Here is a 24,453-nt window from a genome sequence, read left to right as displayed (position 1 = left end):
TTCACGGACTTTTTGGACAGCCCCTTCTTTGCATCGATCTGCTTCGCAATCGAGACGTCTATATGTCAAACCCTTAATCCCTGCTCACTTGACAAGCCCCATCGGCACAATCATTGTCTTCTGAATGATCGGTCGAGCCGTTTAGAACAGTGAGCGTTCTCTCTTCTTCCGAAACTTTGTGGAGCGCTCGAAGAAACATTTCAGAAGGTACTGCACCGGCAATTCCATACTTTCCATTTATAACAAAGTAAGGAACACCCTGTATACCAAGCCGCTCCCCTTGACGCTCATCGGCTCGAACTTCATCCGCATAATCATCTCCCGCAAGAACCTTAGCTGTTTCATCCCTGTCGAGACCAATCGTTGCTGCCAGGTCAATTAAGGTTTGGTGATCCCCTAGATGCTTCGAATCCGTAAAATACGCTTTAAATAATACCTCGATCATTTCCTTCTTTTTACCAAAGCGGGCAGCAAAATGCGTTAACCGGAGCGCATCGAAAGTATTGGTCAAAATCAACGTATCATAATTTAACTCAATCCCGACAGATTGGCTTCGCTCTGTCAACCCGGCCTGCTTCGCGATGGCTTGCTCGCGCGTCAATCCGTATTTGGCTGCGCGATAATCATAAACATCATAATCCACATCGCGTTTCGCATCAGGATCTAATTCAAAGCTGTGGTAAATGACTTCTACCTCGTCTTTGCTGGCAAACAGCTCAAGCGCATTCTCAAATTTGCGTTTTCCGATATAGCAATACGGACAAGCAATATCCGACCAAATTTCAACCTTCATGTTTAAATCCCTCCTCGGAGTGTTCTTCTCCCAAAGCCGAATGGATTTGCCGGGTCTGACGTCGTATGTTACGTCTCAATAGTACAATACCCATGAACATAAGTGAAATGAGTATTTTTAATGATGATCATATCAAAACGGATATGAAAAACGCCGATTCTCTTTAAGGTCCGAATCCCCTTCTTCCATTCCTCGATATATAACAAATATGGTATGTAGATAATAAAAAACAGTCATTTTATTTATGAAAAAGATTGTTCTATCATAGGTTTGGGGTTCGCGAAGACAATCAACGCCAATTCAGCTTAAACGAGGAGGAGAATGAATCTTGAGATATAGAGCTTGGATTTTACTACTATTAGCGAATCTGTTTTGGGCGGGGAATATGATTTTTGGAAAATTGAGCACATCCGAATTCCCGGCAATATGGATCGCTTTTCTAAGATGGGCCGTTGCCGTTTTGTTTCTTATCCCGATCGCCCAATTGCTGGAAAGACCTTCATGGCTTCAAATATGGAAAAAACATTGGGCGTTTATCGCCCTGTCGGCTGTTTTAAATATCGTCATCTATTGTTATCTCTCGTATGCTTCTTTACAGCTCACATCCGCAACGAACGGCGCGCTCATTAATACGCTCACGCCGGCTTTGATCATGCTGTTCTCGTTCGTGCTTCTGAAGGAAAAAGGAAGTATCTTTCAAGTGATCGGATTGATCACTTCATTCATAGGCGTCCTCATTGTATTGACCAAAGGAAGCTTACTGCAATTGATTCATACCCCGTACAACAAGGGCGATTTGCTGATGTTTCTGGGCGTGTTCTGCTTCGCGGCTTACTCACTGCTTGTAAAAAAAGTGAAAAGCATTCCGGCTTTTACGTTCGTGGCGATGATGGCGTCGGTTGGTACGGTCGTGATGATACCATTTTTATTTATGCAGCCCTTTCCGGGTGACAAGGTTACTTCATTCGGTATTTTAGGGATTCTCTATTTGGGGATATTCCCGTCCGTCGGATCGCAAATGTTTTGGAATTACGGCATTAAGGTATTAGGCGCGAGTAAAACGGGTATCACCATGAATCTGGTTCCCGTCTTTACCGCGATTATTTCGGTCATCCTGGGTCAAAGCTTGGTAATTTCACAGATCATCGGGGGTCTCCTTACGATAGCCGGGATGTTGTTAACTTCAATAAGACGCCGACAAAGATCTCCGGAAAACGATATTGCGCCCCGGTTGGATCAATAACTCTGAACAAAAGCAGGCGCTCGAGCGCCTGCTTTTCCTTCTCTTGTTTCGATTTTCAACCAAAAAGTTCACTTGATTTCGCCGGAGCGGGACGTATCGATGGCCAAGAGAATGAAGAAGGAGCCTTTGAATTACTTGAAGATACCGCCGATTTCTTCAATCTCTGCTTCCGGATTGGAGATGTACGGCAGCCTTGAGAAGACATAGAAAGTACTCAAGGCTCGGTGTCCGGGGATTGACGGAAAAGCTGCAGCGCGGTTTCGATAAACATTTTGACGGCGATCGAACAATCTTCGAAAGACGGTACAGCCAAAAATATATCCCGATATCCGGGAGGATTAAGTTTACGCGTCACGACGTTGTCGGGCAAGCTCAGCAGTGACAGCTCGGCCATGACAGAAATCCCCATTCCCTCTTTAACGAATTGAAGCGCGGTCATGTTGTTATACAGACTGTATTTCGCGTCCTGCATTTCTCCTGATTGGCCGAACCATTCAAAAACCGGCGACTCATATCCGGCTTTACAAACAATTAGCGATTGATCTAACAAGTCGGCAGCCTGAATGACGGGCTTGGCAGACAAAGGATGATCGTCTCTTAGCACGGCATAGAGTTCCTCACGGTTCAAATGGAACGTTTCAAACGGCTCAAGCGGCGGAATAATAAATCCGACGTCGATTCGGCGTAATTCGATCCATTCTTTAATTTCCGCAATCGTTCCTTCAAGAATATCGAATCTGATATTGGGATATTTATGCATGATACGGCTCATTATTTTAGGGACAAAATAGGTGGATGCGACGGGGAACACCCCGATTCGGACGATCCCTGTCTCAAGCCCCTTTTCACGAGCGACTTCCTGGTCCACTTTTTCGTATCCGTCCAGAATCCCTCTGAAAATACGAACAATTCGTTCCCCGATATCCGTCAGCATCACACCCTGGCGTCGATTGCGGATTAATATGGTCACGCCAAGCTCGGTTTCCAGCGTGTTGACCGCACGGCTAACAGCCGGCTGGGTCATATTGAGCTCTTGACCGGCTTTTGTGAAACTGCCCAGATCGGCAATTTTAACGATAAGCTGCAGCATGGACTTATTCATAACGGTTATGTTATCCCCCATTAAGAATCCGATCATTTTTGTTATATTTGGATTGTCACCTAGTATAGCATTTTCAAGCGCAGATTGTACGATTGTTTCTCGCTGTGCCTTTATGATTGCCATTTCGATCGTACAGCCTGGAATACATTATCGTTCAGGAGGTAATTTCCCCTCCTTCAACCACGTTTTCATTGCTTGATCAAATTGTACATTTCTTTTCTTTAACCGGGGATACCACTCCATTTGAAGATTGAGCAGGTCGATGTGAGACTTTAATGTATTCATTTGTTCTTCGATCTTTTCTTTTTGTTTCTTCAAAATTTCCAAACGTTTTTCACCGCTTTGGTCGCCATATAAAGTGAGATTCGCGTAGTCTTTAAGCTGCGTAATCGGCATACCGGTACTGCGAAGACAGTTAATAAGATTGATCCACTGTATATCTTCGTATTCAAAGATACGTCTTCCGCTTTCGTTTCTTTTGATGATCGGCAGAATACCTTCTTTTTCATAATATCGGATGGTATGGATGGACAACCCCGTCTTTTCTGCAACCTGACCGATTGTAAATTCCTCGTTCATTCCGATTACGATCCACCTTCGCTAAGGATTGAATAGCAAGCCTGTTGATCATTACGATTTAGAATATACTCGATTGGAAACGATAAACCAAGATTCCTCCATGGAAACATCGAAGCGGGAAACCAAAAATTAACCGCTTGATCTAAAGTGAACTCTAGGGTGTAGCATTTGCGTTGTACGAAACAAATTTTAAAAAAGGAGCGAGAAGTCAATTGAAAACCAAATTACTTGGCAAAAGTGGTTTGAGAGTATCGGACGTCGCTTTGGGGACGATGACCTTCGGGGAACGCTGGGGATGGGGAGCGGACAAAACAGAAAGCCGTAAAATTTTTGACGCCTATGTGGAGGCAGGCGGAAACCTGATTGATACCGCCAACCAATACACGAGTGGAGAAAGCGAAGCATTCATCGGGGAATTTATCGCATCGGAACGAGAGAAATTCGTCATCGCCACGAAATATTCACTGACCATGAATCCGAATGACCCGAACGCCGGGGGGAATCACCGCAAAAACCTGGTTCAGTCCCTGGATGCAAGCTTGAAAAGATTAAAAACCGATTATACCGATCTGTATTGGCTTCATGCATGGGACTTTATGACTCCGATCGAAGAGGTTATGCGGGCTTTGGACGACCAGGTTCGAGCCGGAAAAATTTTGTACATCGGCATTTCCGACACGCCGGCGTGGATTGTCGCAAAAGCCAATACAATGGCGGAGCTGCGGGGATGGACTCCTTTTACCGGCTTGCAGGTGTCATACAGCTTGGTCCAAAGGGAGGCGGAACGCGACTTAATCCCAATGGCAAAAGCGTTGGACATCGGGGTAACCGCATGGGCTCCGTTGGGCGGCGGCGTGTTGACCGGCAAATACAAAGGAGGCCGGCCGGAGGACTCGAAACGGGCTGATTTTGTCGGGGAAGGCATATCCGAGAGGAATCGTGCCATCCTAGAAACGGTTGAAGGCATTGCGCAAGACATCGGCAAAACGCCTGGACAAGTAGCCCTCAACTGGATCCGGCAGCAGGAAGGGACAACGATCCCGCTTATCGGAGCAAGAACGGAAAAGCAGATCAAAGATAATTTAAACTGCCTGACCTTCGAGCTGACACCTGAACAAATGGATTTGTTGACCAAAGCCAGCGACATCCCTCTGGGGTTCCCTCATGATTTTCTGGGAGCGGAACCGTTACAGCAAGCTCTTCATGGTCAATTCGCCGGCAAAATCGCAGCTCGCAACCATTAACGAGTGAGTATATCCGGATAAGAATCAGAAATTATACCAGACAAGTCCGAATCCGTTTAACCTGTAACACTACCCGCTGAATGACCTCATTCAGCGGGTAGTGTTATTGCTTTGATTTAACTGTAAATCAGAACCTAGAATAATTTAATTTCGGGGTCACTGAAACAAGGCTTAAGCCGGTCGGGCTTCTTCCGCCTGTCTTCCGTATCCGCGAATGGTCGCTTTAAACCCTCAGGACTTCAGCACGTCGTGATCGACGTAGCGCTCGCCATTCAGCTCGCTGATTACGTTGATCGCCACTTTGGCTCCGTCGCCCGCGGTGATGATCGTATGCACGCTGACGCCCGCGCAGGTGCCGGCGGCCCAGACGCCTTCAACGTTCGTTTTGCCGGCGGCGTCGACATCCAGAATCGTCTTTACTCTCGGCTCGGTACCCGGCTTCGTCTTCAGCCCGGCGCCTTCCGCCAGATCGGTGAAAAAGCCCGTCGCCAGGATGACATGCTTCGCTTCGTACGTGCCGCTTTCCGCCTCGATGCGGATGCCGCCGTCCGTGCGCTGAAGACCCGTCACCTTCGAGGAGACGAGCTCGGCGCCGAATTTCTGCGCCTGCTTCTTGCCGATTTCCACCATGTCGGGGCCGGAAATTTCCGCCACGCCGTAATGGTTCTCCAGCCATGCCCGCTTCGTTACGCTCTGGTCGCTGTCGAAAAAGACCGTTTTCTTGCCGGCCTTCGCCGCGAACAGCGCCGCGCTGCCGCCTGCCGGTCCTGCTCCAATGATCGCAATTTCGTACATCGCCTTTTTCCTCCTCCGGAAATGGATTCCAAATTTCTCCTACCCTCATCATACAAGGTCGGACAGGCAAACACAATTGCCCGGACGAATTAATACGCCCGCTCGTACTGCCGCGGGGGCCGGTTCTCGCCGCCGGTCTCGCGAACCGCATGGATCGCCCAGTACGGATCCCGCAGCATCCCGCGCGCCACCGCAACCAAATCGGCGTCGCCGTTCGCGATCGTCGCATCCGCCAGCTTCGCATCGTCCAGCATGCCGACGGCGATGACCGGGACGCCGAGCGCCTGCTTCACCGCGCGGGCGAACGGGACCTGATAACCGGGATAATTGCCCGGCTTCCGCTGCCCGGCCGGCCCTTCCCCGCCGCTGGAGATATGGAACAGATCGACGCCAGCTTCAAGGTAACGGCGGCAGATGCCGATGCTGTGCTCGAGATCGTAGCCGCCGTCCATATATTCGACCGCCGATACGCGCATGATCAGGGGCATGCCGTCCGGCATGACGCTTTTCACCGCACGCACGACCTCCGAGCCGAATTTCGCCAAGTCGCGCCCGTATTCGTCGCTGCGGTTGTTGATGCCCGGCGAGTGGAACTGGTGGACAAGATAGCCGTGCGCACCGTGTATTTCAAGCGTATCGACACCGGCCTCAACGGCTCTGCGCGCCGCGTCTCGGAACCTGCCGACAAGCGCTTCGATTTCCGGCACGGTGAGCGGCCGGGGACGCTTGGCGCCAGGCTGGAACGGAATGTCGGACGGGCCGACCGGCACAGCCGCATCCTCCGCTTTGCGACCGGCGTGGGCGATCTGGATGCCGATTTTCGCTCCGTAGGTATGTACCTCGTCGATGATGCGGCGGAAAGCCGGAATATGCTCGTCCGACCATAAGCCCAAATCGTAGTCGGTGATGCGCCCGTCCGGCTCGACGTCGGTCATCTCCATCAGAATGAGCCCGGTGCCGCCGACCGCGCGGGATACATAATGTACGAAATGCCAATCGTTCGGTTTTCCGTCCTTGGCTTCGACGGAATATTGGCACATCGGCGCCATCACGATTCGGTTTTTTAGCTCCAGCCGCTTCAGCTGGAACGGAGAGTGCAAATGAGGCATACAATCACTCGCTTTCGTTCGTTTTTCGTTTCTATTGTATCGTTGGTTAATATCTTTTGGGAAGTACAGAATGTGGTTTCCGCGCCATTGAAACTCAATCCCGGTTCAGGTAAAATGTACCATAATTCCAAGCCGGCAGCTTTGAAAGCCGCCAGCGGAACGAAAGAGGGTGAAAGATGAACAAAAAAACAGCTCAAGCACTTTACAATGTGGGCTGGCTGGCCGGATTGCTCGTTCTCATCCGATACGCAGACATCTGGATCGACGACATTAACCGTTACACTTCCGCGACGTATCAAACGACTTACACGTTTCTCCTGCCGATTCTGTTTTGGCTGATCGGCGTTTATGTTTCCCTCATCGTCGTCAACATAACAAAATTCCGCTTTCATACCGTCTATTTGCTCAGCACATTCGTTCCGATCCTGATTCTGACCGTTGTCTCCGAGAAGGACCCTTGGTTATTTTCATGGCTTACTCCGCATCCGATGAACCTGGAGCTGCTCTCGATCGGGCTCGGAATCGCGACGATGATCAGCTGTTTTCCGTTTCGTCAAAAATAAACGGCTTCCGCCGCCCTTGTGGCGGCGAAGCCGGCTGTTTCTCTCCGATATCGATGCCCAAAGCAGATTTGGACTTTGACCATTGTTCGATCTCCAAAATACCCGCATTGGCGCGGGCGGCCTCTCGAGGGCATATGCCAAAAACCGGCCTTCTCCGCCCGGGGAGAAGGCCGGCTTCTTTACAGGTTAACTTGCCGCCGATCCGGATGCGTTCCCTGTACGCTTGTTCGTCCTGCGCGCATGACGGAAAGCAGACAAGCGACGACCATCAGTCCCGCCATCACCCAGAAGACGGTGTGCAGCCCTTGGATAAAGCCGGCCAGCGACTTCTCCGGATTGGCCAAGCCGACCTGCGTGCCTGAGAAAATCGCCAGCATTGCATCCTTCGGAATGCTGCGGGTGACGAGCGGAATCGTAAACGCCACGCTCAGCATCATGCCGAGATTGGCGGTCAGCGATCGGATGCCGGACGCCTCGCCGCGGAACCGCGGCCCGGCGGCGTTCATGATGCTCGAGGAGTTCGGCGAGTTGAACAACCCGCCGCCGATGCTCATGAGCGTCATCCAAAACGCCAGCTGCCAGTACGGCGTGTGCAGCCCCGTGTCGAGCGCGAGTCCGACCAGCCCGGCGAGGCCGAATAAGATGCCGACCGTGGCCGGCATCGTTTCGCCGAATTTATCGCCGAGCCAGCCCGCAATCGGCGATACGATCAGCATGCCTGCCGCGAGCGGAATGGTCAAAATGCCGGCTTCAAGGGCGTCGTACGACAGCGCGCCCTGGAAATAAAAGATCAGCATGAACATCACCGCCATCCGGGCAAGCCCGTTAAGCGTCGCGGTCACGATGCCGAGCGTGAACACGACGTTTTTGAACAGCGGCAGATGAAGCAGCGCCGCGGGATGGCGTTTCTCCGCGCGGATGAACAGCGGGAAGCAGATGACGAAGACGAGGAACGACACGTAAACAACCGGCGAGTTCCAGGTCTGGATCGGTCCCCACGTCAAGCCGAGCAGCAGCCCCGTCATGAACAGCACGTAATAAATCGTTCCGCCCAAATCGAACTTTTTCGCCGCTCCCGTCGGCTTCGCATCCTTCATACCCATCGCCCACATGCCCCACACGATGGCGATCACGCCGAAAGGCACGTTAAACCAGAAGGTCCATTCCCAGCCGTAAGCGGTCGTCAGCCATCCGCCGAGCACCGGCCCGATAATTTGGCCGACGGCCACGACCATGATATTAATGCCGAGCGCCCGCCCGAGCTCCTGCCGCGGAAACGCGTCGGCGACAATCGCCGTGCTGTTGGCCATGACCATGGCGCCGCCGATCCCCTGTAAAATCCGGCATATAATGAGCAGCACCGCATTGCCGGAAAAACCGGACAGCAGCGACACGGCCGTAAACAGAATCATGCCCCACATATACAGCCGCTTGCGGCCGAAACGGTCGGCCAGGCTGCCCGCCATGAGCACTGCCACCGTCTGGGAAACCATATAAGCCAGCATAACCCACATCGCCTGAAGCAGCGACGCGTGCAGCCCTTTGATCAGGTCCGGCAGCGCGATAATGAGCGTGCTGAAATTCAGCGCCGACAGCAGCGCTCCCAGGCTGGTTACCGATAAAATCCACCATTTTCGATCGTGCATCGTTTCTCTTCACTCCCCGTTTGACTTGCTTGACCCGCCGCCGCGGATCTCGTTGACGCGGCTGAGCCGCCTCTCGAACCTCTCTTTCATCTCCAGCATGCCCCGCACTTTATCGTCGATCAGGCGGATCTGCTGGCCGAGCAGCTCGGACGCCCGGCTCAGCAGCTCGCCCCGCCCCTCCTCCGACGTCTCCGCGAGCTGGTAAAAATGGCGGATTTCGGTCAGCTGCCGCTCCGCTTCCAATATCGAACGGATCTCCTGAAGCGAGCAGCCGAGCACATTTTTCAAGCGCAAAATATGTTCCAGCTCGAGTACGATTTCCTCGGAGTAAAGCCGGTGGCCGCCGGCCGTCCTCTCCACGCCCGCCAGCAGCCCGATCTCCTCGTAGTAATGAAGCGTGCGCGCGGTAACGCCGAGCCGTTCCGTCACTTCTTCCATGGCAAACCGTTTGCTTTCCAACCGTTTGCCCCCTTTCGCTCGGATTTCGCAGACCTTATTATACACCTAACGTTAACGTAAGGATATGATATATTTTTGAAAAATGAACCCGCTTGTGCCCTTTTTGGCACGAAGCGGGTACCAAATCGCTTACAATGGTTCATCCATCGAGTTAAATGGAACCGCTCTGGGAATGCTCCTCCCAGAGAGGTTTCTTTTATTTCGTATCCATTTTCTCAATGCGATCAATAAGTCTATTCAATGCTTTATATTTGTTCTCTGGATCAAGTTTAAAGAAGATTCCAGAGCTGACGTTTTTAAAAAATCTGCCGTGCCCTCCGAATTCCAGAGACATTTCGGTTCCATTCATTTTTGTAACTGTCACCAGTCGGTAATAATCTGCCGTTTCATTTCCTGTAAGATGAGGTGCATTGTTCAAGATTCCAGTCAGTTCCTTTATATCCTCAGCGGTATCAATAACGCCGGTAATTTCTTCACCTGGACCTTGCGAAAATGGACCCATGGAAATCGTCACTTTTGAAATATCCTCACTCGACATTTGAAAATTTTCAACCTTGGATGAAGGGTTTGAACCCTCACTTGACGTTTGAAGATTTTCAATTTTCGATGAAGGGTTTGAACCCTCATCCGAATGAGAGCTTTTCCACAGGATATCAATATAACGGATAACATGATAATGGTCCCCATTCCAATCGATGTTTTACAAACTGTCACAATATCTCTCCTTTGGCGTCCGATCGCCGGCTGTAATGACAGGTAATCCGGTTCACCGGTTCATGCACAGTGATGAACGAATAATTCGATGTTCAAAAAAAACAGTCCGGAACGCGCATGCGGTCCGAACTGCCTTTGTCCGATCGTATCGTTCCGGAGCGGCCGTTTCAATCGGTGCCGTCCTTAAAATTTCGGTCCCAACGCTTGTCGCCCTTGTGCAAAATATCGTCAACCGTCTTCTCGAACGTTGCGAACAGCTGCTGCTTTACGGTCAGGATCGTTTCGTTAAACACCTGCTCGTTGTCGCCGCTCACTTTGTAGCCCTGATAGGCGTAAGCCGCGACCAGCCTCAGGTGCTCCTCCTCCAGGCTGTCCAGCGAGTCGAGCACGTGCTCGAGATAATGGCCGATCTCCTGGTGTTCTTTGGGCAGGCGACTTTTCAAATCCTCCACGCGTTGTCGGAATGCGGATTTCATCTGCTTTTCGCTCCTTCATCTGGAAATCGCCCCCCCTATACCAAAATTATAGCACACGATCCGAGCCCGTTTCTATTTGCTGTGGCGGATATTGATTTTCCGGTATTCGTCGAGCATCCGGGATATTTTGTCCTTCAGCCTGGATTCCTCCGAAATGTCCCATTTCGTATCCATCCGCACGATTGTTTCCTCGCGCAGGTCGTCGTATTTCTGCTTCTGCTTCTTATATTCGCGGGCGACGGCGCCGGAAATGAAAAAGGCCGTGATGGCAGTCACGATGAAAAAGACGGCGGCCGGGCTTTCCCCGAGATAGCCGATCGTATCCAGCGTCACCCGGCTGGAAATCGCGCTCAGCCGGTTCAGCCAGGCGAGGATGAGGAGCGCGATGACGCCGTTCAGAACGGCCAATACGATGCGCAGCATGTACAGCCGGTCCACTTTGATTTTTCGTTTGATCAGCTCGTAGAGCACCTTTTTCGTATCTTCCGCGATGGGGAGATTATCGATCTGATCGTGAATCGCCGGCATGGACAACACCTCCAGTAGAAGTGTATGCCGTCCCCCATCCGGCTTAGAAGAGGGTTTCGCCCGTGCGGTCCGCTTCGATGCTGAAAATGATCGAGGTCCGGCTCGCCTTCCCGTCGGCGATCGCCCGCTCGAGCGCGGCTGCGTTCATGACGTCGTACTGATGATGGTCGAGTTCAATGACGAAATACGATTCGTTCGTTTCGCGGAAAAAAATTTTAGCCTTGTCGATTGCATATTGCTTGGTCATGAGACCCCTCCTTTAGCGCCGGATGATGAGTCCAGGCATCGAACATATATTCGCCGCGCGAAGCGGTAAATCCTTCCTTTTATTTCTAAAAAAATATAGCTGCATCCGAGTCGCCCTGCAAAAAAAAGAGACCGGCTTCGAAAAGCCGATCTCCGCGCAAAAACGGTCGGATCAGGGGTAGAACGTACTTGCCGGCGTTGTCGTCGGACACCACCGAGAGCCGAGCAGGAAACGGATCAGTGTGTCTTTCGCCGCTTCCGTATTGATGTATCGCAGCGCCTCCGCAGCATGGGCGCGGACGTAACGGTTCTCGTCTTCCAGCGCCAGCTCCAACTGCGGGACGGCCGCGGCCGCTTTCGGGCCCAGTCGCGAGAGCGACAGGCCGGCCATGAAACGGACCTGGACGTCCTCGTCCTGCAGGCACCGGATCAGTCCGGACACCGCGTCGGCGGCCGGCTCGCCGATCGTGCCGAGCGCTTCAACAACGGCGCGGCGAATGTTCACGGAGCCGGTCTCCAGCAAGCGGTTCAGCGCCGGCACGGCGGAGGACGCCAGCTCCCGCAGCTCGCCAAGCGCAAAAATCGCGTGCAGATCAACTTCCTCGCGGCTGCTGCCGAGCGCTTCGGTCAGCCCGGCCGCCGCTTCACCGCCTGCCGCGGACAGTCCGTAGGCCGCCGCGCGGGATACAGGCGTCTCCCCGCTTTGCAGCGCATTCAGCAGTTCGCGGGTGCCTTCGCGGCCCATCCGGGCCAGCCTGTACGCCGCAGCGATCCGTTCGGGCTCGAACGGATCCGCCAGCCGCTCCGCAAGCCCGGCCAGCGTTTCGTCGTCAGGCGCCACCGTACTCGCAATGCCGCCGATTTCGCCCCGCAGCCATCGCCACGTCTCCTCCCACATGTCGGGCTGGGGAATGACCGGCCCGCTGAACGACTGCGGCGTCTGCCATTCCGCGGCCTTGTTGTCCCAGGTCGCCGCTTTCGGCGCTTCCGTCCGCATGAATTCGAACTTCAGCATATACCGGTGCTGGCCGAGCATGTTGCCCGTCGCCCGATGCCAGATATCGTAATGGATCAGCGCGAATGTTCCGGCTTCGCCGCTGGCGAGCGCCTCGCCTTCCGCTTCGTCCGATTCGAAAATGCGGCTTTCGTAATTTTGCGTTCCGGGCATGACGCCGGTAGGGCCGAGCTGTACGGGCGTGTCCTGCGGGAAATACATGACCATCGCCCACCAGGGGTGATGATTCCGCATCCGGCTGTAGCCCCAGTAGCTGTCCTTATGCCAGCCGCCCGGCTTTGGCGTGTTGTTATAGTGACCGTGCCGGTGGGCGTGCAGCATATAATTCGGCCCGAGCACGCTGGTCAGCGCCCCCTGAACGACCGGATGGTCGAACACCTTCTGCAGCTCGCGAATGCGCGGCAGCAGATTGTTGCCGGGGTTGCCTTCTTTTTCGTACACTTCCGTCAGCTGCTGCAGCAGATTTTGATGAAATGCGGCGGGAAAATCCGTTTTCAGTATCAGATAACCTTCAGTAATGAATTGACGCATTTGGTCGTCCGTCAGCAGCAATGGTTCAAAGCTCGGCATGGAATCGTCCTCCTCACGGGATTCGTTTTCCTCTTCATTGTAAGAAGCGCCGCGCCAAATAAGAATGAACGATATTCACCCTCATTTATACAAAACTAAGAGCCCGCGGGCAGATCCATCAGAGACCGGAGACCGATTCGCCCGGCTTCAGCGCCTGCCCCTTCAACCCTTTCTCCGTAAGTCTGCGCACGAAAACGTCCGCTTCCTGGCGGATAACCGGGAACGTGTCGTAATGCACCGGCACCGTCAGCTTCGCGCCGAACCATTCCGCCGCCTGCAGCGCGTCCTCGGGTCCCATCGTATATCGGTCGCCGATCGGGAGGAATGCGACGTCGATCGCGTGGCGCTCCCCGATCAGCTTCATATCCCCGAACAGGCCGGTATCGCCCGCATGCAGGATCGTGAGCCCGCCCGTCTTCACGATAAATCCGCCCGGCATGCCGCCGTAAACGATGCGCTGGTCCTCAAGCATGATGCCCGAGCTGTGAAACGCCTGGATCATCGTCACCTGGGCGAAGCCGAGGTCGACGGTGCCGCCGATGTTGATATCGATCGTTTTCAGCCCTTTCCAGGACATATAGTTCGCGAGCTCGAACGTCGCCACGATCGGCGCATCGTTGCCGCGTGCGATCGGCTCGGCATCCAAAATATGGTCCGTATGCGCATGGGTCAGCAGCACGGCGTCGGTTTTGATCTCCTCCGGCTTCACGACTGCCAGCCCGTTGCCGCTCAGAAACGGATCGATGATAAGCGATTTGCCGTTCGTTTCGATTTGAATACAGGAATGACCGTGGTAAGTAATGTTCATTATCCGTAACCTCCTGAAATTGTATGATATCGATACTTCCCGGGCGCTTGCGTTGCGGGTAATCCCGCTTCGAAAGCCGCCTCGGGAAGCTTCAGCGCCGCTGCCGCCCGGTTAGCCGCCCTTGCCTTGCCCGGCGTCTTTTCCGTCCGTCAGGGAACCGTCTCCGGCGCGCTTCATGTACTTGTCGTAACGGTCGTCGATCTCGCCGGCCAGCTGCCGGTACCGCTTTGTCTCCGCGACGACCGGGTCGTGCACGGTTTGAATGCGAATTTCGTATTTCGGCTTCAGCTTCGCCAGCGTTTCCCGTTCCTTGTCCGCGTTGTCCATCGGACCGGATTCCAGCCGCTCCGCCAGCGCCTCTTCCATCGAGCCGGGCGTGCTTTCCGCTTCTTTCTCCCGACGTTCCATCCCGCAGCCTCCTTTCTCCCTCACAAGGGCGCAGATCGTATCGCAAGGCCTGTCCCGACTTCCCCACTACTATAATAACCAATCCGCCGCCGGCAGCAAAATGGGGTTCGCCGGGCGGGCGCCAGCATCGCTTCCTCGAACGTTGAAAGTGGTATGCCGCTCCGCAAGAAGAACCGGATACTTACGGCGAAGCAAGTCGATAACCGGGTAAAGAAAAAGCCTTCCCTGCAAACGACGGCAGGAAAGGCAGGAAATGCAAGCCCGATGCGAAGGACGGACACAGCCTGTACGACACGATACAGGCGGCGAAGGCGTTTCTCGGATCGAACGAATTATCGGCGGCGCAGACGCTTGTCCGCAATCGCCGGCGAATCGGCCGCATAATTGTCCGCCGGATTGAGATCCGTGCCCGGCGGCACGATTTCGTCTATCCGGTCGAGAATATCGCCGCTTAACTCAACATCCGCTCCGCCCAGCAGTCCTTCGAGCTGTTCCATCGTGCGGGGACCGATAATGACCGAAGTGACCGCCGGATGAGACCGGACAAAGGCCAGGGCGAGGTGAGGCAGCGGAATCCCCGATTCTTTCGCAAGCGCGTCCAGTTTTCGCAGCGCTTCCGCTTTGGCCTGGTTGCTCGGGATCGTCGGATCGTACCGCTCCGGTCTTCCCGCCGCGCGATGGCTTCCCATCTGGTCAGCGCGCCCGGAGAGCCACCCGCCGTTCAGCGGGCTGTAGGTAATGACGCCCATATTGTAGCGCTGCGCTGCCGGCAGCACGGCTGCCTCCAGCTTTCTCGTGAAAATCGAATACATCGGCTGCTCCGCAAGAAAGCGGTGATGGCCGCCCCGCTCCGCCGCCCACTGCGCTTCGACGATCCGTTCGGCGGGGAACGTCGACGAGCCGATCGCCCGCACTTTGTCCGCCCGGATCAGGTCCGAGAGCGCCGCCAGCGTCTCGCCGAGATCGGTATTGTAATCCGGCCGGTGCATCTGGTAAAGATCGATATAATCCGTGCCCAGCCGCTTCAGGCTTTCTTCGACTTCGTGCTTGATCCAGCGCGCCGAGCCGCCGCTCCGATTGGCGTCCGCTCCCATGGGCAAGCCGAACTTCGTCGCAATGATCACGTCGTGCCGGCGTCCTTTAACCGCTTGCCCGACGATCTCTTCCGACTCGCCGTTTGAATAGACGTCGGCCGTATCGATAAAATTAATGCCGGCGTCCAGCGCCCGGTGGATGATGCGCACCGAATCGCCGCGGTCGGTGTTGCCCATGGCGCCGAACATCATCGCCCCAAGCGTCATTTCACTGACCGACATGCCGGTCGCGCCGAGAATTCTTCTTTTCATTTTTCTTCCTCCGTTTCTCCGCGGCGGAATCTGCGGGCGGCCGCCCGCATCGATTCCCATTTTGCCGTGCGCGATATCTGCAATCAACTGCATCTTATCCGATGGAGTATACTCCATGTCAAACGATGCCCGCGTTTTTTTGGGAGGTATTTTTTGAATCGGAGTTACCGGTTGGATTCATCGTGAAACGACCGCCAAAACGCGCCTTCCGTATCGATCAGGTCCATGATTTCCGCGAACGGGATCGTAAAGGTCGGAAAGCCTGCGGCATACGGCGCGATTTCGTAAGGCTCGAAATACAAGTGAAGGGCGTCTTCGGTCACGTAAAACGGCTGGTCCGCCCGGATTCCCTTGTAGCTGTCCGGGAACACATACGAATATTGCGGATCCTCGCGAATTTGCCGGCCCACGATGGCGCTCAGCACTTCGACGTAGCTGCTGCCGGGTTTGAACAGGTCGCGGAGCTCATAGATCGTCCCGGATATCAGATCGATGGGGACGTACGTTCTCGTCGGCATGCCGTGGGCGGCTCCGAAAGGGAAATGATAGCCCTCCAGCTCAAGCTCCAGCAGCCGTTCCTTGTAAAACGCGACCTCGAAATCGCCGTCGTAGCTATAATCGAGCTGCCCGCCGGGGACCGGCTTCACCTGCGACAGCTCCCTCAGCCTGGCGTTCACCGTCCGCTGCGCGCCGGCATCCGGCATTCCTTCAAGCTGCGGATAATAGACGAGGTAATCCGGATTCGGCTTATACTTCTCCTCGATCACCGCATAAGGCGGCGTGAGCGGAATCGTCGTGTTTTGCCGCCATACGACGTTGCCCGCGCGGGTCAAATAGGACAGCCGCCGGTCGACGTCCGCCCGGATCAGGCCGTCCGCAAGCGCAAGGGTGCCGCTGCCGTTCACCCGCGGGTAACCCGGCGCCGGCTTCCCGCTGCGGTCGATGAAATACGTCTCGGACGTATCCGATACCGACGCCAGCCCGTCCTTGAAATCGGAAACGTCCTTATAGTCGAAGCCGCTCAGCAGCTTGCCGCTGTCATCCGCGATCGCGTACAGGGAACCGATGTACGGCCGCTCGGAATCAATCGCCCGGCCGAGCGCGAGCCGCCGCTCGCCGAGCTGCCGGATATCGTTGTATTCCGGCCGGACGACGCAGCGGCCGCGCTTATCGATGACGCCGTAGTTCCACTTGAAATCCTCACCCATATAGACGACGGCGCGGCCGTCCCGGAACGGGAACGCCCCGGTGTAGACCGGGGAGATGACGACGTTCCCGCGCTCGTCGATATACCCGTATTTGCCGTCCTCCTCCTGCCGGAACGGGAGCAAACCGTCGCCGGGCGAGCCGACAAAAGCATACGGATACGACGCCAATTTCCGCCCGTTTGGGTCGATAAGCGCGTACTCGCGCTCCTTCACCTTGACGACCGCCTTCCCGCCGCTGAAGTCCTCCGCGCTTTCGTACTGCGCCGGGATGACCTCGTTCCCCTGCAGGTCCAAATAGCCGTACCGAATTTCTCCGGCGCCGGCTCCGCCTTCCCCGCCGCCGCTCCCTTCTCCGTTCATAACGTAAAATACCGCTCTTCCGCCGCTCATATCCGCAATAAACGGATAGGCCCGCTTCGTAATAACCGTGCCCGCCTCGTCGATCACCTTGAATCCCTCGTCGTCGATCACGACCGCCCGGCCTTCGGAGAACGGGCTGATCGATCCGTAAATCGGCTGCACGACGAACCGCCCGGAACGGTCGATCAGACCATAGCGCCCGTTCTTCCCGACAACCGCAAGACCGTTCGGCTGAAATTCGCGGGCGTCGTCGTATTGCGGGCGGATCGCCATCCGCCCGCTCTCGTCGATGTAGCCCCATTTCGTGCCGCCTGCGGTTTTCACCGATGCGGGGAGCAGGACCGCCGCCCGCGTCAGGACGCCCGGCTGCGGCATCCAGCCCCCGATGCTGCGTTCCAGCTCAAGCAGCGCGCCGCGTGAAGGATACGGCTGCGAAAAGCCGAGTGCGCGGCGGACGGAAGCCCGCGCCGCGGTCGCCATCCCCGCGCGGTACTGGGCATCGGCCAGGTAATACCAGTAGAACGAATCATCCGGATGAGTCCGTGTCAGTCGTTCATAATGACGCACGACGCCGGGAAAATAATGCGGGTACGCATCCGGCGCCGGAACGAAAGCGCCGTTCGTCCAGCGAAGCACTTCGACGCGGAACGCATCGTCCGTATCGTGAATCCAAAGCGCTAGCTCCGCCCTGCCGTCCCGGCCCGCCCGGCCCGGCATATCCGCAATATGGATATCGCTGTAAACCAGATCGCGCGGCGCCGCATCGCGAAGACCTTCCCGCGTCCATTCGTACACCGACAGCTTCGACCGGAACGAACCGGTTTGCCAGCCGACGATCAGCTGGTTCCGGCCGGTTCCCAGAACGGGCGCCGCCGCCAGCAGCGTGACCCCGCTGCCCGGCCCTTTCGCCCAAGCGGCGGGTTCCCATGCGCCGCCCCGGTACCGCAGCACAACTATGTGCGGCTCGCCGTTCAGCCGGTAAGCCGCCGCAACCTCCGGCGTCCGGTCTCCGTCAAAATCCGCCGAATAAACGGCCGTACGCGGCGCATTGGGCTCGTCAGCGGTTATCAGCTCCGCCCCGTCCGGCAAAAACGCCTTGGCGAGCCGGTTCAGCTTCGTTTCAACATCGTTCATGCCTGCATTCCCCCTTGTTCCCCCGTTCTTCGCCTAATCGTATGCCGGGAATCGGCAGATATACCGGAAAGAACAGCTTCCTTTTGCAGGAAAAATGAAACGGATGTCGAATAAAAAAAGATTTGACAACTTTAAATTCATTTTCCACATAAAGGGTGTAAAACCGCATGATGCTCACGATTACCGTTCACCGGCCGAAGCTGACTTTAATGAAGCTGCTTGCCGGTCTGGTGGCGGGTTCCGCGCTCCTCATCACGCTGATTCTGCTCGTCTCGTCCTATCAGTCGGAGAAAAAGTCGCTCGTCGATACGACCCTTTCTCTTAATTATTCCAGCGCACAAAAAATAAGCGTCACCATCGATTCGCTGTTTGAGTCAATGCAGCGCAGCCTGCACGATACCGCTCTCTTCCTGTCGAAAAACGGCACGCTCTCCGACCGCGAAATTCAGGAGCAGCTGGAGCTTGTGCTGAATACGAGCGGTTACTTCAACTCGCTCTTCATCAGCGACCGTGCGGGCGTCATTCGCGAGGTCGCCCCGAACGCGCTCGGCCTCAAAGGGAGCCGGTTGACGACGAAAGCCGCATCCGAGGCGCGGAGGTCCGGCAAGCCGTATATTTCCCCCCCTTATATCGCCATAACGGGGAGAATGATCGTCCTGATGAGCGAACCGCTTTATGACGCGGGAGGCAATGCAAACGGCTTTATCGGCGGCACGATCTACCTGCAGGAGAATAATATTTTAAGCAAAATTATCGGGAACAACATTTTGGACGATACCGGCTCTTATTTCTACGTCGTCGGACCGAACGGCCAGCTGCTGTCCCATCCCGACAAAAACAGGATCGGCGACGACGGTTCTCCGAATCCGGTCGTCCGAAAGCTGATGAGAGGCGAGCAGGGAAAGCAGGAAGTGGTCAATACGAAAGGAGTTCCGATGTTTGCGGCTTACGTTCCTGCGCCGGTCAGCGGCTGGGGCATCGTGCAGCAGACCCCCGTCAGCTCCATTCACAAGAAGCTGGCGGCGACGATCAGCCGGCTCGTCCTCTACATGCTTGCGCCCTTTATCGCGCTGCTGCTGCTCTCGGTCTGGATCGCCCGCATGCTCGCGCGTCCGTTTTCAACGCTGGCGGGACTGATGAAACGGCTGTCGGACGGCGAAAGGGTTGCGCTGGCCGACACGAAGCCGCACTGGATCCGGGAGGTCAATTTGCTGACGAAGGCGGTCCTGGTCGCAATCGATGCGGTGCACAAAAACAATACCGAGCTGATCCGGGCGGCGGCGACGGATACGCTGACCGGGCTCATGAACCGAAGAACGCTGGACGACATTTTGGCCAAATGGACCGAGAACGGTCAGCTCTTTTCGCTCATTATCCTCGATATCGACCGTTTCAAAGCGGTCAACGATACATACGGCCACCAGGTCGGCGACGAGGTGCTGAAGTTTCTCTCCCGGATGATTACGGAGGCCGCCGGCCTGGAAGGCATCTGCTGCCGGTTCGGCGGTGAGGAATTCGTCATTCTGCTGCCGGGCGCGACGGCCGCGGAAGCTCACGCTACGGCGGAAAAAATCCGCCTCGCGATGCAGCAGACCGGCAGTCCGACCGGCAGCCCGGTAACCGTCTCGCTCGGCATCGCCGAATTCCCGGCGCATGCGGATACGCCGGAGGCGCTGTTCCGGCTCGCCGACGAGGCGCTGTACGAGGCGAAGCAGCGGGGAAGAAACCGGACCGTGCTGGCCGGTTCAAGTGACGGCCGGGCGCTGTCGCTCAATTAGCTTTTTGGAGATGCCGCCTGCCACAGAGAGCCTCGTCTGGATGGGGTTGGTAATTTTCGTTTCCGATGTCGCAATATTGCAGTGTCATTGCGTCATTTCGGAATATTAAAAGCGCTTCCTTTATGCTAGATTAATAGGTGATTGATCAAATGCATCCACCCATCTTTAAAGGAGGAACCAAACCCCATGTCCCGTACTTTCCGAGTAGGAATCATCGGCTGCGGAGGAATTGCCAACGGCAAGCATCTTCCCAACCTCAGCAAGCTTGAACAGGTTCAGCTTGTCGCGTTTTGCGACATTGTAGAGGAGCGCGCGCAGAAAGCCGCCGCCCAATATGGAGCGAGCGAAGCTCGCGTTTATACCGATTATAAAGAGCTGCTGGCAGACAAAACGATCGACATCGTTCACGTCTGCACGCCGAACGATTCGCACGCCGAAATTTCGATTGCCGCGCTGGAAGCGGACAAGCACGTCATGTGCGAGAAGCCGATGGCCAAGACGGCGGCAGACGCCAAGCGGATGCTGGAAACGGCGAAGCGCACCGGCAAAAAGCTGACGATCGGCTACAATAACCGCTACCGTCCGGACAGCCTGCATTTGAAAAAGCTGTGCGAGCAAGGCCGCCTGGGCGACATTTATATGGCGAAAGCCCATGCGATCCGCCGCCGCGCCGTCCCGACGTGGGGCGTGTTTCTCGACGAAGAGAAACAAGGCGGAGGCCCGCTCATCGATATCGGCACGCATGCGCTCGACCTTACGCTGTGGATGATGGACAACTACAAGCCGAAGGTTGTGCTCGGAAGAGCGTACCACAAGCTTTCGCAGCGCGAGAACGCCGCCAACGCCTGGGGCCCTTGGGACCCGTCGAAGTTTACGGTTGAGGATTCGGCTTTCGGCATGATCGTCATGGAGAACGGCGCGACCATTATTCTCGAATCGAGCTGGGCGCTGAACAGCCTTGAGGTCGACGAAGCGAAATGTACGCTGTGCGGCACCGAGGGCGGAGCGGACATGAAGGGCGGCCTGCGCATCAACGGCGAGGAGAACAGCCGTCTGTACGTCCATGAGGTGGACCTGAAAGCCGGCGGCGTCGCTTTCTATGACGGCAAAACCGAGAGCGACTCGGCCGTCGAGGCGCGCCTGTGGATCAAAGCGATCGAGGAAGATACCGATCCGGTCGTCAAACCGGAGCAGGCTTTCGTTGTTTCGCAAATTCTCGAGGCGCTGTACGAATCGTCGCGCACCGGCCAGGCGGTTTATCTGTAATCGCCTGCCGTTCTCGAGATCGGCATCCTGCTAAACGATATGGCAAGGCGGAGCGCAACCGGCTCCGCCTTGTTTTTTACTTATGCCTCATGCCGCGCGTTCAGGTTCAGCAGCTCGCTGACCGTCACTAGCTCGTAGCCTTCCGCGGTCAGCTCCGCGATCAGCGCCCGCACGGCCTCGACCGTCTGCGAGCGGTCGCCGAAGCCGTCGTGGAATACGAATATGCTGCCGGGCTTCGCCGCCTCCCGCGTTTTGTCGATAATATGCTGCACGCCGGGCTGCTCCCAGTCCCGGGCCGCGCTGTTGACCGCGCCGATTATGGCGTAGCCGAAGCCCGCCGAGACCCCCGCCACCTGCTCGTTGCAGTCCAGATACGGCGGCCTGAACGTCTGCGGCTTTGTGCCGGCAGCCTCCTCGATCAGCGCCTCCGTCCGTGCGAGCTCGTCGAAGCACGCCTTCTCCGGCAGCTCGGACAGATGAGGATGCGTAAACGTGTGGTTGCCGATCTCGTGCCCCTGCTCGTGAACCGCCTTGGCCACCTTCGGATTGCTTTCGATTTGGCTGCCGATCATATAGAACGTCGCTTTCGCCCCCGCCTGCCGGAACAGATCGAGAATTTGCGGCGTATAGACCGGATTCGGACCGTCGTCGAACGTAAATGCAACCGCTTTTCTTTCCGTCGAACCATGATGAATCATTCCAGTGCCCGGCATCCGGATATGCTCTCCCCTCGGATTGACGTCATTATCGGCCGGCAGACGCCGGCCTCATCCATCGTATATCTTTACATCACCGGCGTTCCCGTTCGAATTCGCCTCGCAGCCGTTAATCCAGCACGATCATCTCATGCATCGCCACCGAATCGATGCGGATTTTCGCCCAGCCGTCCTCCAGCACCGGCTTCAGCTCCTTCCCGCCGACCCGCAGGAGCGCGCGCTGCGGCGCATCGCCGTCCACCCGGATGGCGGCTTCGATCGGACCTACCGGCAGAACCTCCTCCATATATCCCGGATTCGCATTCGCGCCGGTCAGATTGACCAGGTGGAGAATCCGTCTTCCCTCCTGCGCGTACAGCTTGCAATCGAGATACCCCGGCCCTTCCACCCGCAGCGGGAAGCGGTCCGCGGCCGCCCACTTGACCGCTTCGGCCAGCAGATCGCCGAGGTCCGGCAGACGGGTAAGCCCGTAAATGCGGTCGACGTCCCCCGCGAAATAGACGATTCGACCGCCGGCGGAATGGTCTCCGGCGAACAGGGACGGAATATCCGTTCGCGGCTCCCGCATCCAGCTGAACTCCGGCGGGTAGATCGGATAGGACGGGATATAGGTGGCGACCGCTTCCAGCCGGCCGTCGGAATCGAACCGCCGCATCCGCCCGCCGAACGGAAGGATCGCCGTATCCGTAAACCGCTCGAGCACGGGATGCCGCTCGTCCGGCAGCCGGAAATAGTTATGCGCCTCGTCGTTTTCCCAGCTGCCGCTCGCGTTGCTTACGCTTCCCGGAGCATGCTCTCTCGGCCGCAGGCCGGTCAGTTGCTGCAGCGGGAACTGCTGCCGCGGCTCGCCCCATTCGTCCAGCGTTCCGGAGGCGCCGGTCGCGATCAGGCTGCCGCCGGATTCGACGAACGCCTTAATCGCCTCGCCCTGCGAATCGGTCAGAACCGCCAGGTCGGGCAGAATGAGCACGTCGAGGCCGGCGGCCTCGCGGGCGATATGGTCCGCATGAACGGGCATATATGCGATTCTGGCCCGCGTCAGCGCCTGCACGAAGCCGCGCCATGGAAGAGCGACGCGTTCCTCGACGCGGTCTCGGCCGTAAAACTCGGTATTCTCCTGGCTCCACACCAGCCCGACCGTGGCGACTGGACGCCGGTCGTACAAATAGCGCTCGTTCTCCGCATGCCACTGCATGACCGGCGGCGCATTCTCGAACTGGCGCCGGTCCTCGTGCCGCGCACCGATGTGATGGTACCACGGGGAGATGCCTCCCGCGATCCCTTCGATCATCCACATCCGCGTCTCCGCCGGCGGGTTGCTGCCCTGGCGGAACGTGCGCAGTCCCCGCACATAGTTGGACATGCTCTCGGGAATCACGATGTCCCAGCCGGCCAGCGAATGAAGCAGGAAGCCGTTCTGCGCGTTTTGCTCGAAGCCGGTCAGCGGCTCGCGGGACTGATGGTCGCACATCATCATTTTCGATCGCTCCCCGACCTCCTTCAAATCGCAGAAAGCGGTATGCGGCCGGAACGGATCGGCGTTGAACATGCCGAGCCAGAGGCAGTCCGGCCCGCCGTGCTCCCGCGTAACCCGGTTGAACAGATCCCAGTTCGCGATGCGGCAGCCGTAGCTCCATTTGATCCATTTCCGGTAAACCGGGTCGTTATAGTCGGAGGCAGCCGGCAGGTCGTGCCCCGTTGCGGCCATGAACTGTGTCCGGCAATTGACGCAGTGGCAAATGATACTGCGCGAGGCTCCGGTCCAGCTGTTGTCGGTGAAGCCCTCCGGCTTGTACCGTTCGATAATTTCCCGCAGCACCTGAGGAATATATTCCTTGTAATAGCCGCTGTTGACACAGGAAAAATACCGCCCGTTCGACTGCACCGGCCTGCCGTCCGCGTCGACGACGAACCAATCCGGATGGGCGTCGTAAAAGTCGCGGGTTGCGCGGTTGATGTCCATGCGGGCCAGCACGGCGAGCCCGGCCTTGCGCGCCTCGGCCGTAAACTCGCCGAACAGATCGCGGTCTCCAAGCCCCTGCGCACGGTACTGCAGCTTCATCGCGCTCGGATAATAGGCGACGATGCCGCCCGCATTCACAATGACGCCCTGGACCCGCGTCTGCTTCCAATAGGACTTCCACCATTCCTTGTCCCAATCCTGCGGGTCCATCTCCGTCAAATTCGTCTGGCCCCACCGGCGGGTGCGCCTATACCAGGGGCTCTGCGCCTCTTCAATCGGCTGCCTGCCGCTTTTGCTTTCGGTCGTCATCGCAAGTCTCATCCTTTCCCGTCATTTAGACCCGTTACGCTTGCCGCCGGGCCGGTTAGGACCCGATCATACACA

At 56.4% G+C, this 24,453-nt stretch carries 23 protein-coding genes; 5 read left to right on the top strand and 18 right to left on the bottom strand.

The genetic code is table 11. The annotated features are described in order from the left end of the window. Nucleotides 1-73: 73 nt before the first annotated feature. Nucleotides 74-793, bottom strand: coding sequence for a DsbA family oxidoreductase (locus tag PD282_RS07730; protein WP_274649810.1), 720 nt, complete (start codon nucleotides 791-793; stop codon nucleotides 74-76). Between the two features lie 328 nt (nucleotides 794-1,121). On the opposite strand from PD282_RS07730, the gene PD282_RS07725 reads away from it, so the two are divergent. Next, nucleotides 1,122-2,036 carry a DMT family transporter gene (locus PD282_RS07725; RefSeq protein WP_274649808.1) on the top strand — a complete coding sequence of 305 codons (915 nt, stop codon included), beginning with the start codon at nucleotides 1,122-1,124 and terminating at the stop codon, nucleotides 2,034-2,036. A 214-nt stretch (nucleotides 2,037-2,250) separates the two neighbouring features. Here the strand turns inward: PD282_RS07725 and PD282_RS07720 are convergent, their stop codons facing one another. Together PD282_RS07720 and PD282_RS07715 are read right to left on the bottom strand one after the other, a co-directional pair. Next, the gene (locus PD282_RS07720) at nucleotides 2,251-3,261 is read right to left on the bottom strand and encodes a LysR family transcriptional regulator (protein WP_338045166.1); all 1,011 of its coding nucleotides are present in this window, start codon (nucleotides 3,259-3,261) and stop codon (nucleotides 2,251-2,253) included. A gap of 24 nt (nucleotides 3,262-3,285) precedes the next feature. Next, complete coding sequence (locus PD282_RS07715) at nucleotides 3,286-3,717, bottom strand: MerR family transcriptional regulator (RefSeq protein ID WP_274649806.1); 432 nt, start codon at nucleotides 3,715-3,717, stop codon at nucleotides 3,286-3,288. A 212-nt stretch (nucleotides 3,718-3,929) separates the two neighbouring features. On the opposite strand from PD282_RS07715, the gene PD282_RS07710 reads away from it, so the two are divergent. Then, the gene (locus PD282_RS07710) at nucleotides 3,930-4,961 is read left to right on the top strand and encodes an aldo/keto reductase (protein WP_274649804.1); all 1,032 of its coding nucleotides are present in this window, start codon (nucleotides 3,930-3,932) and stop codon (nucleotides 4,959-4,961) included. A gap of 231 nt (nucleotides 4,962-5,192) precedes the next feature. On the opposite strand, the gene PD282_RS07705 is transcribed toward PD282_RS07710, so the two are convergent. Together PD282_RS07705 and PD282_RS07700 are read right to left on the bottom strand one after the other, a co-directional pair. Then, nucleotides 5,193-5,756: an FAD-dependent oxidoreductase gene (locus tag PD282_RS07705; RefSeq protein ID WP_274649802.1), complete on the bottom strand. Its 564-nt coding sequence runs from the start codon at nucleotides 5,754-5,756 to the stop codon at nucleotides 5,193-5,195. Nucleotides 5,757-5,845: 89 nt separating this feature from the next. Further along, nucleotides 5,846-6,865, bottom strand: a complete 1,020-nt coding sequence (locus PD282_RS07700) for an NADH:flavin oxidoreductase/NADH oxidase (protein ID WP_274649800.1) — start codon at nucleotides 6,863-6,865, stop codon at nucleotides 5,846-5,848. 176 nt (nucleotides 6,866-7,041) lie between these two features. On the opposite strand from PD282_RS07700, the gene PD282_RS07695 reads away from it, so the two are divergent. Further along, nucleotides 7,042-7,428: a hypothetical protein gene (locus PD282_RS07695; RefSeq protein WP_274649798.1), complete on the top strand. Its 387-nt coding sequence runs from the start codon at nucleotides 7,042-7,044 to the stop codon at nucleotides 7,426-7,428. 179 nt (nucleotides 7,429-7,607) lie between these two features. Here the strand turns inward: PD282_RS07695 and PD282_RS07690 are convergent, their stop codons facing one another. The 11 genes from PD282_RS07690 to PD282_RS07640 form a co-directional block, all read right to left on the bottom strand. Further along, entirely contained in the window at nucleotides 7,608-9,074 is a 1,467-nt protein-coding gene (locus tag PD282_RS07690) for an MFS transporter (RefSeq protein ID WP_274649796.1), read from the bottom strand. Nucleotides 9,075-9,083: 9 nt separating this feature from the next. Next, nucleotides 9,084-9,533 (bottom strand): MerR family transcriptional regulator, encoded by a 450-nt coding sequence (locus PD282_RS07685; protein ID WP_274649794.1) that lies wholly within the window; start codon nucleotides 9,531-9,533, stop codon nucleotides 9,084-9,086. A 196-nt stretch (nucleotides 9,534-9,729) separates the two neighbouring features. Then, nucleotides 9,730-10,047, bottom strand: a complete 318-nt coding sequence (locus tag PD282_RS07680) for a hypothetical protein (protein ID WP_274649792.1) — start codon at nucleotides 10,045-10,047, stop codon at nucleotides 9,730-9,732. Between the two features lie 367 nt (nucleotides 10,048-10,414). Continuing rightward, nucleotides 10,415-10,723, bottom strand: coding sequence for a hypothetical protein (locus tag PD282_RS07675; RefSeq protein WP_274649790.1), 309 nt, complete (start codon nucleotides 10,721-10,723; stop codon nucleotides 10,415-10,417). A gap of 72 nt (nucleotides 10,724-10,795) precedes the next feature. Then, entirely contained in the window at nucleotides 10,796-11,251 is a 456-nt protein-coding gene (locus PD282_RS07670; RefSeq protein ID WP_274649788.1) for a DUF2663 family protein, read from the bottom strand. 43 nt (nucleotides 11,252-11,294) lie between these two features. Beyond that, nucleotides 11,295-11,498: a hypothetical protein gene (locus PD282_RS07665; RefSeq protein ID WP_274649786.1), complete on the bottom strand. Its 204-nt coding sequence runs from the start codon at nucleotides 11,496-11,498 to the stop codon at nucleotides 11,295-11,297. A gap of 171 nt (nucleotides 11,499-11,669) precedes the next feature. After that, nucleotides 11,670-13,082 carry a HEAT repeat domain-containing protein gene (locus PD282_RS07660; protein ID WP_274649784.1) on the bottom strand — a complete coding sequence of 471 codons (1,413 nt, stop codon included), beginning with the start codon at nucleotides 13,080-13,082 and terminating at the stop codon, nucleotides 11,670-11,672. Between the two features lie 118 nt (nucleotides 13,083-13,200). After that, on the bottom strand, nucleotides 13,201-13,890 hold the full coding sequence (locus PD282_RS07655; protein WP_274649782.1) for a metal-dependent hydrolase: 690 nt from the start codon (nucleotides 13,888-13,890) through the stop codon (nucleotides 13,201-13,203). 111 nt (nucleotides 13,891-14,001) lie between these two features. Then, the gene (locus PD282_RS07650) at nucleotides 14,002-14,298 is read right to left on the bottom strand and encodes a hypothetical protein (protein ID WP_274649780.1); all 297 of its coding nucleotides are present in this window, start codon (nucleotides 14,296-14,298) and stop codon (nucleotides 14,002-14,004) included. Nucleotides 14,299-14,630: 332 nt separating this feature from the next. Then, nucleotides 14,631-15,644 (bottom strand): aldo/keto reductase, encoded by a 1,014-nt coding sequence (locus PD282_RS07645; RefSeq protein WP_274649778.1) that lies wholly within the window; start codon nucleotides 15,642-15,644, stop codon nucleotides 14,631-14,633. A 164-nt stretch (nucleotides 15,645-15,808) separates the two neighbouring features. Further along, nucleotides 15,809-18,346 carry a WG repeat-containing protein gene (locus PD282_RS07640; protein ID WP_274649776.1) on the bottom strand — a complete coding sequence of 846 codons (2,538 nt, stop codon included), beginning with the start codon at nucleotides 18,344-18,346 and terminating at the stop codon, nucleotides 15,809-15,811. 167 nt (nucleotides 18,347-18,513) lie between these two features. Between PD282_RS07640 and PD282_RS07635 the strand changes: the two genes are divergently transcribed. Beyond that, complete coding sequence (locus PD282_RS07635; protein WP_274649774.1) at nucleotides 18,514-20,124, top strand: sensor domain-containing diguanylate cyclase; 1,611 nt, start codon at nucleotides 18,514-18,516, stop codon at nucleotides 20,122-20,124. 186 nt (nucleotides 20,125-20,310) lie between these two features. After that, nucleotides 20,311-21,390, top strand: coding sequence for a Gfo/Idh/MocA family protein (locus PD282_RS07630; protein ID WP_274649772.1), 1,080 nt, complete (start codon nucleotides 20,311-20,313; stop codon nucleotides 21,388-21,390). An 80-nt stretch (nucleotides 21,391-21,470) separates the two neighbouring features. Here the strand turns inward: PD282_RS07630 and PD282_RS07625 are convergent, their stop codons facing one another. After that, the gene (locus PD282_RS07625) at nucleotides 21,471-22,103 is read right to left on the bottom strand and encodes a polysaccharide deacetylase family protein (protein ID WP_274649770.1); all 633 of its coding nucleotides are present in this window, start codon (nucleotides 22,101-22,103) and stop codon (nucleotides 21,471-21,473) included. A gap of 112 nt (nucleotides 22,104-22,215) precedes the next feature. Continuing rightward, nucleotides 22,216-24,378: an alpha-amylase family protein gene (locus tag PD282_RS07620; protein ID WP_274649768.1), complete on the bottom strand. Its 2,163-nt coding sequence runs from the start codon at nucleotides 24,376-24,378 to the stop codon at nucleotides 22,216-22,218. Nucleotides 24,379-24,453 lie beyond the last annotated feature (75 nt).

This window comes from Paenibacillus humicola, from assembly GCF_028826105.1.
Taxonomy (GTDB): domain Bacteria; phylum Bacillota; class Bacilli; order Paenibacillales; family Paenibacillaceae; genus Paenibacillus_Z; species Paenibacillus_Z humicola.
Note: the sequence above shows the minus strand (reverse complement) of the source record. Positions and strands in the feature narration are given on the sequence as shown.